Source organism: Pseudomonas sp. MF6767 (assembly GCF_016405475.1).
Lineage (GTDB): Bacteria > Pseudomonadota > Gammaproteobacteria > Pseudomonadales > Pseudomonadaceae > Aquipseudomonas > Aquipseudomonas paracarnis.
Genome location: NZ_JAEKCY010000002.1, coordinates 1 through 12,464, shown reverse-complemented (window position 1 = coordinate 12,464; position 12,464 = coordinate 1). Strand labels below are relative to the sequence as shown.

Here is a 12,464-nt window from a genome sequence, read left to right as displayed (position 1 = left end):
TTCTTTTTGCGCTGCGCGGGATTACCGGCTAACAGTTTTTCCAGTCAACCGACGCCTCGAACGCTGCGCCAGCCTGGTAAATCGTGCCTTCGGCATAGTGCTTGCTGACCAGCATCATCCCGACAGGTAAACCGTCTACCAGACCACAGGGAATCGACATGGCCGGATGCCCGGTGATGTCCTGGGCAGAGGCATTGCCGATCATTTCCAGTGCACGGGCCACGTACTCGGTAATCGAGCAACCCGGCTGCGGGTGGGGTTGGGCGATGATCGGGACGGTGGGCATCACCAGCAGGTCATACCGCGCCAACGCGGCGTCATACCCGGCACGTGCCACGCGCCTGAGGTTTTGTGCCTTGGCGTAGAAACGTCCGTTGTAGCGTTCCAGACCGTATTGCCCGACGAACATGCACAGCTTGAGAGAGGCGGACAGGTCATTGGCCTGATCGCGCCATCCGGCTTGCTGGTCCAGCAACCCGAGGTCATACAGCCCTTGCCAGTTAAAACCGGCCCCATTGCCGTGCATCATCTGCATCATCAAGCCTTCACAGCCGATGGGGTGCCATAGCGAACCGGCAATGCTGTGCTCAGGCACCGACACCTCCTCGACCTGCGCGCCCAGCCGCGAAAACGCTGCAATGGCTTGACGTACGCAAGAGGCCACACGTGGGTCCTGGTTGGCCAGTTCAAAACCTTCGCGCAGGATGCCGATCCTCAGCCCGCTGACACCGCGTTCCAGGTAATCGCTGTAAGCTTCGACCTGCGGCGCGGCTTGTCGCGGATCGAGCCCATCGGCGCCGGCCATGACTTCCAGCATCAAGGCGTTGTCGCGCACGTTTGCGGTAATGGGGCCGGCGTGATCGATAGTCGCTTCGATGGCCATGATGCCGGTGTAGGGCACCAGTCCGTGGGTCGGCTTCATGCCGTAAGTGCCGCAGAAGGCGGAAGGGATGCGGATTGACCCGCCCTGGTCACCGCCGACTGCCAGGTCGACCTCGCCGGCGGCAACCAGTGCTGCGCTGCCGGAAGACGAGCCTCCCGAGGCAAAGCCCTGGCGAAAGGGGTTGTGCACCGGTGCAGGATCGGAGGTGTGGCTGCCGCCGGACAGGCAGTAGTGTTCGCACGTTGCCTTGCCGAGGATGGTCGCGCCGGCATCCAGCAAGCGCGTGACAACCGTGGCATCGAAGGCGGGAACGAAGCCTTCAAGCGGCTTGGCACCATTCATCATGGGGACGCCAGCCAGTGAAATATTGTCCTTGAGGGCGACCGTTTTACCCGCCAGCTTGCCTTCGCGCGCACCGTTGACTTCGGTGCGGAAGTACCAGGCGTTGAGCGGGTTGTGTGCGGCCGAGGGACGATAGCCCGAGCTGCGTTCATAACGGACCGGCGGGATGAAGTCCGGCAGCTCGTCAACCAGGTCATATGCGTCGAAGCTTGCCTGCATAAGCGCCAGGTATTCATCGGCTTGCTTTGCACTGAGTTGCATGTGCAGGCTGCTCGAAATATCCAATAGCTGTTCAAGGGTGGGGCGAGCGATTGCCATGGTTGGGCTGTCCTTATCGTAAGTGGCCGAAGAGCACTGCGTGCTCAATATCAGCGAGCCTGGGGCTCAAGATAGTCCGCGCATCCAGCCGGCGGCTTGGTTGAGAAAGACATCGACTTGGTTGAGCCGGACACCCAGGCGCCAAGGGCGCGCGGTCGCAGTTTCTGGCGTTAAAAAATGTGCGCGTAACGCAGGTTCATGCGAAAGTCTTCGCGGGTGCCGTTGTCCACCGAGAGGTCTTTGCCCAATTGCAGTTGCACCTGGTCGGTGGGGGTGACGAATTTGGTGGCGGTAAGGCGCACGTTGGTGGTGCCCAACTCGTTGTCCTGATTGACATGCTCGATGTTTGTCTCGCCTCCCCAGGTACGCCCCAAGCCGATACCAAAGGTGGTGGTGGCGTCCGGCATGTAACGCCCCATGATCTGCGCTGCGTAGGACACGTCCTGCTTCAGGCGGTCGGCATTGGCACCGTAATCGGTGTTGTCGCCATACCAGGTCGCGCCGCCGACCAGGTCCATCGCCCATTTCTCTGTGAAGTGCTTGACGTAGGCGCTCTGCAGTTCGAATTTCCAGCGGTTCTCCCCTAGGTTAAGCGCGTCGTCCTTGTCATACGTCCCCGAAGGCACATACACATAGGGGGCGATACTGAGGGTGTCGCGGGCTTCGTTGAACCGCCATTTCACCGGCGCGGTGAGGATCAAGTCGCCCACGCCTCGAGTACTGCCCAGTGCTGAGGCGTCACCTGCGCCGGAGACGTGCCCGAAAGGCAAGAGGAATTGCGGGTCGATAGTGACTGTGTCGCTGAGCGCATACACATGGAGCAGACGCAGGATGCCAACGTCGGAGGTCACCCTGAAGTCAGAGCTGACCTTGTGTCCGTTGGCGTAAGCCGAGTCCGTAGTGGCGTGCTGATAATAAATCGCACCGATAGTGGCGCCGACCGGATATTGCTCGTAATCGCCAGGCGCGACTTCACCCGCGTTGGCGTGGAGGGCGGGCAACAGGGTTGAGAGAGTCAGCAGGTGGATCTTGTTCATTGTTTATTCCTCGCACAGGGGACCGGGCCACCCGTGAAGGGTGGCAGGCGGTAGAAGCCGGGTTGTTAAACGCCGCGGGCGCTCAGGCTGTGGGCGGCAAGGCGTCGCGCAACATGCCGGTTTGCGAGTGACAGTTGATGTACTCGAAGACCTGGCTCTTGGCGTCGGACACGGACACCTCGTGGTACAGCCTCAACTTCTTCAAACCCGCGGCCACGCGAAAGAACGTCACGAAAATACGCAGGTGGGTAGGGTGGGATTCAGCCCAGCGTTCGAGTTTCTCCACCGAGCGCCAGTGACCGATGTTGTAGCTCAGGTCGAGAACATTGCCGTCCAGGTCAATATTGCGCACGAACCTGTTGCTGTAGCAGCCCAGCGGCTGACCGTTGTCACGCAGGAAGTCCATGCCGTCCTGCAACGTCGGTAAAATTTCGTCGAGGTAGAGGGAGCGCTCGTCTGCCTCGGCATCCGCCCAGTCCTGGCCTGAACGAATCAGTGTGAGGTTGTCGTGCCCCAGCACCACGACGCGTCCGCCCTTGGCGGGGTCGCCCGCGACCACTTGCAGCTCGCTCGTGGGCTTCATCCAGTCGGTCTGGGAGATCGGGAAACGGTCGCGCATCGAGCCCCAATAGCCGTGCTCTTCGATCTCGCCACTGGTGGCATCCATGACTGCGCCGACACCGGGCAGGTTTTCCTGGAAGGCGTATAGCGTCTCGAACTGCTCGGCGCGTGGCGCGGTGATTTCGCGGAAGTAACCCAGGCCTTCACGCAGGCGATCCGGTGAACTCCACCAGTCATTCACCTGGGGTGAGCGCAACCAGCGGCAATGGGCGGCAGGGTCTTTCCAGTACCCGACCACAATCAGATTATCAAAGCCGCTGCTGTCGGTGTGCTGGGTCAAATCGTAGTTCTGCGGGCCCTCTGCCAGGCTGAAACTGCCGACGATGTGGCGCATAGCCTGCAAGGCCGCCTCGCGCTGGGCATCTCCTTGATATTGCACGCCCAGATAAGCCATCACCACTTGTTGCAGTTGCTCATCGGCGCGCGCCACCCACATCGGGAACGGCGGTTGATACTCTTCGGGTACACGGCGGGACAGGGTGCGTGGGCATTTCAGATGTGTGTCGATTGCAGATTCCATCTTGAGCTCCTCGTTATTTTCGTTCAGGCCTACGGGTGGGCGTCATCGCGTCGGCGGCAGGGGGCGCTTGGCGACCTGCCGTCGCTGCAGTAGCTGCATGGCCCCCCATTCAATCAACCAATAAGCCGACTCCTCAGGCGCGAGGTCGCGCCGTTGCAGAAGCCAGGAGGAATCAGCCAGTCGTGGTGCAGAGTGTCGATGCATGGCGTGCCTCATCAGCGGGGTATGAGCTGCTGCGAGGTGGAAATTAGGCCGGCAGAGAAGGCCGCGCTTTGTTAGGCGAGACAACCGCTTGGTTGGCAAAGACAGTCCTGCTACGGAGGTTCACCTGTGGTCTGCGCTGGTGCACACGGGCTGATGGCGTGATGTGATGTGCCCTTAAACGGGCATAGACGCGAGACCTGTGGCGAGGGAGCTTGCTCCCGTGACGGCCTGACAGCCGCCTCCCTCTATCTGACACCCGTCGGTGCAAATGTGGAAGCTGGCTTGCCACTGCATTTGGCGTGTTAATTGCTTCGATGGCTGACAATCGGCCGCACGTTACAACTTCTCGAGCGCCTATTGCATCGTTGTCGAGGTCAGCGTCATGAACCCGAACACTCAGTATTCGACCCTTGCCGTCCCTGCAACACGTCGGTTTGATTATTGGAAAGAAGTGGTCTGTCGTCATTGCTTGGCGGCCGATAGCAAACCCTTGTCCCAGAGCCGCTTTGATGGCTCGCTCACCCTTAATACAGTCGGCGCGCTGGACATCTGTACGCTGTCTTCGCCGCTGCATTACTGGGAGCGTTCCGAGCAGCACCTGCGCAGCGGTCCGGCCGAAGATTTATGGTTGGGTTTCGCTCGAAAGGGCCATGGGCAAATCGAACAAGGCTCAAGAAAAGCCAACCTGGCGACGGGCAACTTGTTTCTTTATGACGCAACCCAGGCGTTTCGCTTCAGCCTGGGTGGTACCGAAAACCACTTGATCCGTATTCCCAGAGCGTTGCTCACCGAACGCCTGCCGCGTATTGCCGAGTACACCGCGATGGTCCTCGACGACCGGCGCCCAGGCGTCGTGCCCTTGCGTGAAATGCTGCACCAGGCCGCGAGCACGCCTGCGTCGCTGCAGGATGAGCGCATCTCGAATCGTTACTCAAGTGCTGTGCTTGATCTGCTTGTAATCAGCCTGGAACTCCAGGACCTGAAAACCAGCCATCAGGAAATGGACCTCTACGGCCGCATCATGCAGTACATCCAACGCCACCTGACCGAGCCGGAGCTGTCGATTGAAGCCATCGCCAAAGCCCACAATGTGTCCACCCGCACCGTTACACGGGCCTTCGCACGCTACCAGAAAACCCCCGTTGCAGAGATCTGGAAAGAGCGCTTGAATGCCAGCCGAGAAGCAATCGAGCGTGGCCAGGTACGCAGTGTGTCCGAAGCGGCGCTGGACTTTGGGTTTTCTGATTTCTCGCATTTCAGCCATGCGTTTCGCAAGGCGTTTGGCGTGGCACCGAATACGCTTTTACGCCGCGATTGAATTGCAAGAAGGAGCGCTTGTGCCGGGTAGCGAGCCTCTGAAAAGCCAGGAATGAAAGAGGCTATCCGGATCCCCGCAAAGCATTTTGATTGGGCTCCAGGACAATGTTTTCAGGTTGATAACGCTTTTGTTTGCCCTCATTCGCATCGAGTGTGCGATTGATCGCCAATGGCGATTTCCGAAGGACTCCAGTCTGGCAGGCGCTGGTACTCAGTGTTTTTCTCTCGCAGGGATCGTTTTTGTGGTTTGGCCGAGATTCTTGAGCTTATCGGTCAGCATCATTCGTTCAGTGCAGCACCGAGTGCAGCCAGCGCTACGGCATTGCGATTCGATATAGCGGGACGAGGTTGCTTCGGCGTGATCGCCAACGTGAGCGCCCCTTCTACGGCAGCTGTAACCGCGTGCGCCTGAGTGCCAGTGGGTGGTTGCACGGGTGTCTTTCCTCCAGCAAAAGCCACTATTTGGGCGATATCCTCTGCTCAAAGGCTGGCATAATGCCTTGCTTTTACCGCAAGGACGCATGGACGCCATGTTAAAACCAGCCTACCTTCTTTTGTTTTTCTTCACCCTCGCGGGCTGTCAAAGCCTGCTTCGACCTGCTGATTACGATTCCCTCCACGTTGGTTTTCGCTGCATGGGCCTTGCCGGTATAGAGCCCTTCAACCGAGACAACTTGCGTTATATCGAACGCTTCGCCGGTTACGGCAACGCCACCTGCATGGCCATGCTGGGCAAGCTGTATCAGGAAGGCGGGCACGGCGTCGATCAGGATTTTCGCAAGGCCCGTGCCTTGTTCGTCGAGTCCGCCAAGATTAAACCGGCCACCAATGTGCTGTTGGGTCAGATGGCCGAACGCGGCGAGGGTGAGCCCGTGGACTATGCCAAGGCGCGCCAGTTCTATCGCCTGTCTGGCAACAATGCCGTGCTGGCGCTGGGGCGTTTAATGGAGGAAGGCAAGGGTGGCCCGCAGGATTTGCCTGGCGCCTTGGCACTCTATCTGGGCGCAATCCGTTACTGTGGCGACGAAGAGTGGCAAGCCATGAATCGTCTGCGTCTGGCAGGACAACCGCTGACTGAAGACCAAATGAAACGTTATCAGCAAATCTGGCTGACGAGTTTTCTCAAACTGCAGACTCGGCGGCTGGCTGTCCGGGAAGTGTTTGAAGCGGTCAATGCCACGGGCGAGAAGAAGAGCGTGCGGCTGTCCTATCGCTTCACGTCAGACAGCGGTACGCCGAAAGTAACGATGCTCACAGGTTCGGGCGACGCGAATGTCGACGCATGGGTCATGAAGGCCGCGTCGCAAATCACAATGGGCAACGCCGCGCCGCTGACCGACAGTTCGGGCGTGCGGGAGATCGTGGCGCCGCTGGTCTTCGTGCCTCAAGACACCCAGCGCATGATGGGGTTGTGCGGGAGAAAGCCCTGCGGTTGACGGGTTTCTCGCGATTTGTAGCGCTCATGAATATCTGCACGCTGAGAGTCCAACATGGAGAAGGCCAGGACGCGGTCAACTGCTTCCAAGAGGTCTCGGTGCACCGCGTCGTCGAATGGAGTGGATGAGTTTCCCAGGGATGAGAAGGGGCAGAAATGATCAGCTAAACAGCCTGCCACATGGTCCCTATAAACTTTCGGGATCCCCAAAGAACATTTTGACTGGGCTCTAGAGCGGTAGTTACAGCCTGAAAAAAACGAATTATGCCCCCAGTTATGCCCCCAATTGCGCCGAGTGTTCGAGCGATCGCGAATGGCGATTTCTGACGCGGACCTGGGTGGCCGTGGCTGGCATTAAATGCACCCCCCGTATACTGGATGACCAAACCGAATCGGGCAAATCCTAGATGATTCGATATCCTTAATCGGAGTTGTCCGGGCTGTCCTTCAGCACCTGTCCTGAAATTGGCATCGCCAGATAGTCATGCTCTGCGCGATGTTTCAATGGCGCTGGTCGCCAGAGGGATCGATACGCTTATCCATCGGGAGTTGGGGCCCAATGCCAGGCGTCTAGATACGCAATCGGCGTTAAAAAAGCGGGGCAAAGTTGAGCATCGTGTTTGTGGTCCTAGATCTCGATAGTGCACTAGGGCCTAAAACCCTGTGCTCCAATTGACCGTTGAGTCGGCTGGCAGCGCGGGGGTTGAGGTTGAGATCTAGAGGGGGCGTCTCACCTTTGTTGTTCCTGGCCAGTCATGTCTGTGTTCTGGATCGCTGATCAGTCATTAGGCAAGTGCAACTGCACGTCCATGGCGTCATGAAGGAGTCGGACGACCTCGATCACCTCGTCATTTGCCACACGATAGAACACGACGTGGCGTGGGCTTTTGACCGTCCCATGAGGGTGTTTAGCTTGCTGGCGTGAATACACGAGGTGATAGCTGCGAAGGCCCGGTGCAAGCTCATCGCGCTCGTGGCTGCCAATGCGATAAGGCGTGCCGGCAATCGCTTGCAGCGCCGCGAGGATCAGTTTTTGATACCGTTGCCGTGCTTGATCACCGAACTGCGTCTGGGAGACCTTGAGGATGTCGACAATGTCGGCACGAGCCGCATTGGAAATCCGATACTGCGACATGCTCAGTGTTTCTCTTTCGTCGGGATTGTTGCCTCCAGGCTCAAGCCCTCGAGGTAGTGCTCCAGATCCCCTTCGTTCACCTGAGTAAAGCGCCCGTGCTCAAGATCCATGATGCCGATTGAGGTCGCCTGACGCAGGGCCTCAATTTTGGCGGTGTCTTCGGCGACGCGCTGCTCCAATAAACGTAAACCTTCTCGCATCACTTCGCTGGCATTCTGATAACGGCCGGATTGCACCAGGTCATGGATAACCTGTTCCTGGTGAGGGGTGAGTACAACGTTTCGCGTCGCCATGATTAGCTCCAGCTCTGGACACACAGGTCCTTCGACTATTGGCATATTATGCCATTTTACCTGCTAGCACATAGTTTGGGATTTTTATCTGACGACTGAGTGGTACTGGGTCACCTGCGAGAACAACAGGGTGTTCGCTGGCTTGTAGTGTTTCTGCATGGGCCATCAGATGCTCAAACCACCTCAGCTTGTAATCAAATTTTGGCCCCGGTTGCGGGTTTCCATTTGGGAGATACAGGCACCCGACGATGACACCATGGACAGCAGCTTCTAGGTATCGAGACTGCGTGTCGCCTTCGGCCCCGGGCAGGCCTTTGTGAATCAGAAGGGGTTCGGAATCGCGCGCAAGAATGGCCACTCCGTTCCATGCGGCTTGGCCATGGTGCAGTGAACCATAACCCGCCGCCTCAAGATCGCCTGCCGGGAAAGCTTTGTTCTGTGCCTTCAGTTCCTGCAAACATACGATGTCCGGTCGCTCCTTCTCAAGCCATTGCAGGAGGTTAGGTAAGCGCGCCCCTATGCCGTTGACGTTGAACGTGGCGATCTTGAGGTTTTGCATTGCCCGAACTCCTCAACTTATCCAATGATTCTTAGGGGGGCACACGTGCGCTGCTTTTTTGGACTGCCCACCCTGTACGTCATGGGTGTCTCCTCATTCAGTGGGCGATTCTGTTTCAATGTAATCGGGGACTTTGGCGAGCTCAAAGTGGCGCTTTTGGTCGGAGTTCGGCACTGCCTTATTAGGTAGGGGATCAAGCTTCTGAGTTTGGCCAGTCGCCAATGCTCGCTCCACTGCTAGCAGAACCCGAACGTCCCTAAAGCCTTCTTCACCGCTTGGCTCTGGTGCTAAATTATTCAGGATGCAGTCGGAGAAGTAAGCTGTTTCTCCCGCGAACTGGTCTACCACGGGATGCGAGAGCTTTTGGGTTTGATCGCCGACAGTGGCGCGGTAGGTAATACCTACACCCTCGCCGTAACCGAAACAGGGAGATGCTTCAATTTCTCCATCAGTACCAATGAGCTGGAAACGTTCGCTGCTTGGAAGGGTGTAGCTGATGGTGAATTGCGCCATGCGCTCTTCGGAAAACCTAAGGCACACGCTCACCGTATCAGGGGTTCCCAGTTTACTGCCGGGTGCGGTCGTACCGACCGCGCTGACGTCGATGGGCTCATCACCAAATAGTTGTCGAACCATATTCAGCGGGTACGGCCCCATATCCAGTACGGGGCCTGCTGCAAAGCCGTTCTGCATCCGATGATTCGTTGGTTTCACCGTCTGTGTAAAGGTCGACGTGAACAGGCGAGGTCGTCCGAAGTCGCCGGCATGCACGCGCTCGATCATTTCAAGAGTGCCTGGCTCAGAGTGTAAACGGTAAGCAATCATAAACTTTGCATTCGAGCGTTGCGCCGCTGCGAGCATCGCTTTGCAATCATCCTCGTTCGCGGCCATCGGCTTTTCCAGCAGCACATGTATGCCTGCTTCCAGTGCGGGTACTACAAATTCACGGTGCAGGAAGTTGGGTGTAGCGACGTAGACGGCATCAATCTCGCCGGATGCCAACAACTCGGGGTATTGCGTGTAGCTGTAGCTTTTCAGGTGGTAGCGTTTGGCGAGCTTATCTGCCTTGATTGGGTCACCCGTTACAAGGGCAGTCATGACGGAATTTTCGGTCTGTCCGATCCCTGGCATAAAGGCACCTTGGGAAATCGATCCGCCGCCGACCACTGCGTAACGAATTTTGCCGTTCAAATCGGGCATGTGAGCCTCCTTGTGTTTAGGCAATCAACGTGTCGCCTGCTAAATGTCGGCCATCGTAGAAGCCTGGAGTTCCATCTACGTGCAGATGGAAACCAGGTACCGATTCAAAATTGTCATTGCAGGCGACGTTTTTCGGGAGCGTACGAGCGAGCGCCGTCGTCAATGGCTGGAGCCATTACGCCAATACCAGTGATGAAATCAGTGTTGATGCGGTGTGTTCGTCGGATCCACTATCTGAAAAACCTCACCCTGACTCCACGCATCCGCGCCTGGCGCAACGACGGGCGTCGGTATGTCCGCTCGAGCTTTCTTCTTCTGCGCGCTATCCAACCTGAATCGACGATCCCGATCTGCAACCATCTGTGGATCCGCTTGCCCGTCTGCTGTAAAGCCCATCATGAGCTGAGGAACGCCAAGGGGTAGGTCTTTATTGAGGTCGGTATGCCAGGTATGCCACGTCTTGCCGTAGGTATGGACGAGTTTTTCCATCAATGCATGCTCGGCTACCTCAGGGATCCCAGGCGCTACGAGCTGACCTGATTTCACTTCGTGAACATGACTGTGCCAAAGCGCTTGTTCGGCTTTGGGAAGACCTGCGAACAATTGTTCGCTGATGATGTACTCGACCCCCATCAGCTTGGCGTCCTTACGATTGCCATCGTAGATCACGCACTGGATAACTTCCTCATTGAGAATCGCGCAGTAATGGTGTGCTTCCATCTGGGCATCCATGTGCCCGTTATAAAAATGAAAGCCGTCCAGGTACGCATTCAATGCGTCTATTGGAGGGCGTGATTGAAGCAAGGCAGCGCCGGCATCAAGGGACTGAGTGGCGGGCGATTCGATATCGCCAGGAGCAACAACGTTGGAATCCGAGTTATCACCTGCACATGCAGTAAGCAAAGTGATAAACCCTGCGAAAAGGAGTGGGAAGACTGCTTTGGTGTTAGCCCGATATATTATGACGCTATTCATCAAAGATTCCTTTCTATCAATTGTTCCAAACGAGGCAGTTTCGAAGCTGTTTTTTTAAATTCTTAACTGGCCCGTTAGAGAGTGGGATCCACCCTGCGTTTCGTCTCTTGCTAATGACATGCAACAAGCTCTGCTGCATCCATCCTGGTTTCACGGTACAGCTATTTCAGTCCAATTAGGTGCCGCAGACTCCTTCCACCTTACGTCTGAAAGGCCATACTGCTCAGCTTGCGGTTTCGACACCAGCTTCAAAGGAGGTCGACCTGGCTTGGGAATTGGAGCGATACCGGCGTCGCAGCTTGCCCAGTGCCAGGCATCTGCATTGCGCATCATCTTGGATCGAATGATGAATGACTTTTGCTCGCCGTGGAGCTGGTATTCGATGATGTAGAGATCGGTATTCATAAGGCCCCCATAACGTTCATAAAGAATGAGTCGTTGCATCAGGAAAAATTCAACTCACATGATTGCCGTGTCCAATGCGAATGGATTGTCATGAGTGTGACGTCCCTGAAATTAATAGTTAAACGATTCACGTTGAAGAAAAAGGGCGCGCGTCAGCACTTTTCCGCCACACGGCTACTCTCTATTGAGTCCAAATATTCAACATCAATTGTAAGGAGCCACTCCGATGATTTCCGCGCTTGAGCTTAGGCACATTATTGAATGCGGCTTTTTGCCGCTTTCCTGTCGATGCACAGTCAACCCTGACGGATCGTTGATGATCAAGGTGTTCGAGCCGGCCTCTGGCCGCGTAGACCTTTTAGTCACGTCTGTGACGACCGACGGGCTTATCTCGAGTCGTGCAATTGCCAATTTGATCGGAGAGCTGCGTAGTGAAATGTCGGAACGATCTGTGAGTTTTTCTGAGGTGCGTATAGCTGGGAGCAGGAAGACAGAGTCTTATTCAAAATAGAGAGGCAAACTGAATTCGGCTCCTGAGTGCGGTTGGAGGGGCCGGTGTCCTGACTGATATCGGGATTCAAGGCTGCTGTTTCCCGACAGCAGCAGCGACTTTGGTGTCTTCGATGTGGGAGAGATTTAGGTCTTCCTGAGGGGATGACCGGGCTGTAACAGCGCGGCGACTGAGACAACGAGCTCATCCAAAGACCAAGGTTTATGCAGATAAATAGTCGCGGGTGGGAGTGTGGATAGATCAAGGGCATACCCGGAAGTGAGAATCGCCTCAATAGAGGGCCATCTGCCTTTGACCATTTCAACAAATTCTGTGCCCTGAATCTGCCCAGGTACCCCGTGATCTGCAATCACCATACGACATTTTTCGTGATTCTGAAGAAGGTAAGTTAGAGCTCCGTCAGCCGAATCAAACTGCCGCACCGTTGCGCCAATTTCAGAGACGATGTCGACCATGAGCAGCCGTAACGTGGGATCGTCCTCTACGACGATTATTTCTCCCAGGATTGGTAGTAGCCCTTCCCAATTTACGTTCACTCTCAATGCCCTCAGCCGGCGATTGCCAGCGTTTCCGAAGTCATTCTGAATCGCCCCGGGTTTCCTAGACACTCTCCAGGCTCGCTGCGTAACGCTTTTCAAACTCTACCGGTGACAGCTGATTGTTGAAACTGTGGCGTCGTTTTGGGTTGTAAAACATCTCGATGTAATCG

At 56.4% G+C, this 12,464-nt stretch carries 13 protein-coding genes and 1 pseudogene; 3 read left to right on the top strand and 11 right to left on the bottom strand.

Features of this window, described 5'->3' with window-relative positions:
- Positions 1-28 precede the first annotated feature (28 nt).
- The 3 genes from JFT58_RS03485 to oxdA form a co-directional block, all read right to left on the bottom strand.
- Positions 29-1,543 carry an amidase gene (locus tag JFT58_RS03485; protein ID WP_054895912.1) on the bottom strand — a complete coding sequence of 505 codons (1,515 nt, stop codon included), beginning with the start codon at positions 1,541-1,543 and terminating at the stop codon, positions 29-31.
- Positions 1,544-1,713: 170 nt separating this feature from the next.
- Positions 1,714-2,580 carry a transporter gene (locus JFT58_RS03480; protein WP_054895911.1) on the bottom strand — a complete coding sequence of 289 codons (867 nt, stop codon included), beginning with the start codon at positions 2,578-2,580 and terminating at the stop codon, positions 1,714-1,716.
- An 82-nt stretch (positions 2,581-2,662) separates the two neighbouring features.
- Positions 2,663-3,721: an aliphatic aldoxime dehydratase gene (oxdA, locus tag JFT58_RS03475; RefSeq protein ID WP_054895910.1), complete on the bottom strand. Its 1,059-nt coding sequence runs from the start codon at positions 3,719-3,721 to the stop codon at positions 2,663-2,665.
- A gap of 586 nt (positions 3,722-4,307) precedes the next feature.
- Here oxdA and JFT58_RS03470 point away from each other — a divergent pair.
- Together JFT58_RS03470 and JFT58_RS03460 are read left to right on the top strand one after the other, a co-directional pair.
- Positions 4,308-5,243: a helix-turn-helix domain-containing protein gene (locus JFT58_RS03470; RefSeq protein ID WP_054895909.1), complete on the top strand. Its 936-nt coding sequence runs from the start codon at positions 4,308-4,310 to the stop codon at positions 5,241-5,243.
- Positions 5,244-5,772: 529 nt separating this feature from the next.
- Positions 5,773-6,678 carry a tetratricopeptide repeat protein gene (locus JFT58_RS03460; protein ID WP_169918805.1) on the top strand — a complete coding sequence of 302 codons (906 nt, stop codon included), beginning with the start codon at positions 5,773-5,775 and terminating at the stop codon, positions 6,676-6,678.
- Positions 6,679-7,455: 777 nt separating this feature from the next.
- Here the strand turns inward: JFT58_RS03460 and JFT58_RS03455 are convergent.
- The 6 genes and pseudogenes from JFT58_RS03455 to JFT58_RS03430 form a co-directional block, all read right to left on the bottom strand.
- The gene (locus tag JFT58_RS03455; protein ID WP_065950676.1) at positions 7,456-7,812 is read right to left on the bottom strand and encodes a type II toxin-antitoxin system RelE/ParE family toxin; all 357 of its coding nucleotides are present in this window, start codon (positions 7,810-7,812) and stop codon (positions 7,456-7,458) included.
- A 2-nt stretch (positions 7,813-7,814) separates the two neighbouring features.
- Positions 7,815-8,105 carry a type II toxin-antitoxin system ParD family antitoxin gene (locus JFT58_RS03450; protein ID WP_153351194.1) on the bottom strand — a complete coding sequence of 97 codons (291 nt, stop codon included), beginning with the start codon at positions 8,103-8,105 and terminating at the stop codon, positions 7,815-7,817.
- A gap of 109 nt (positions 8,106-8,214) precedes the next feature.
- Positions 8,215-8,664: pseudogene (locus JFT58_RS03445) on the bottom strand (exodeoxyribonuclease III); the annotation flags it as partial.
- Between the two features lie 93 nt (positions 8,665-8,757).
- On the bottom strand, positions 8,758-9,864 hold the full coding sequence (locus JFT58_RS03440; RefSeq protein WP_198834295.1) for a Gfo/Idh/MocA family protein: 1,107 nt from the start codon (positions 9,862-9,864) through the stop codon (positions 8,758-8,760).
- 198 nt (positions 9,865-10,062) lie between these two features.
- Complete coding sequence (locus tag JFT58_RS03435; RefSeq protein ID WP_198834294.1) at positions 10,063-10,839, bottom strand: OBAP family protein; 777 nt, start codon at positions 10,837-10,839, stop codon at positions 10,063-10,065.
- 150 nt (positions 10,840-10,989) lie between these two features.
- Positions 10,990-11,244: a DUF6555 family protein gene (locus tag JFT58_RS03430; protein ID WP_198834293.1), complete on the bottom strand. Its 255-nt coding sequence runs from the start codon at positions 11,242-11,244 to the stop codon at positions 10,990-10,992.
- Positions 11,245-11,470: 226 nt separating this feature from the next.
- Here JFT58_RS03430 and JFT58_RS03425 point away from each other — a divergent pair, with 226 nt between their 5' ends.
- Positions 11,471-11,755: a DUF1652 domain-containing protein gene (locus JFT58_RS03425; RefSeq protein WP_198834292.1), complete on the top strand. Its 285-nt coding sequence runs from the start codon at positions 11,471-11,473 to the stop codon at positions 11,753-11,755.
- A 125-nt stretch (positions 11,756-11,880) separates the two neighbouring features.
- On the opposite strand, the gene JFT58_RS03420 is transcribed toward JFT58_RS03425, so the two are convergent.
- On the bottom strand, positions 11,881-12,291 hold the full coding sequence (locus tag JFT58_RS03420) for a response regulator (RefSeq protein ID WP_078048973.1): 411 nt from the start codon (positions 12,289-12,291) through the stop codon (positions 11,881-11,883).
- Positions 12,292-12,355: 64 nt separating this feature from the next.
- Positions 12,356-12,464 (bottom strand): IS3 family transposase (locus tag JFT58_RS03415; protein ID WP_138762977.1); only part of this gene is annotated, 109 nt, incomplete at its 5' end.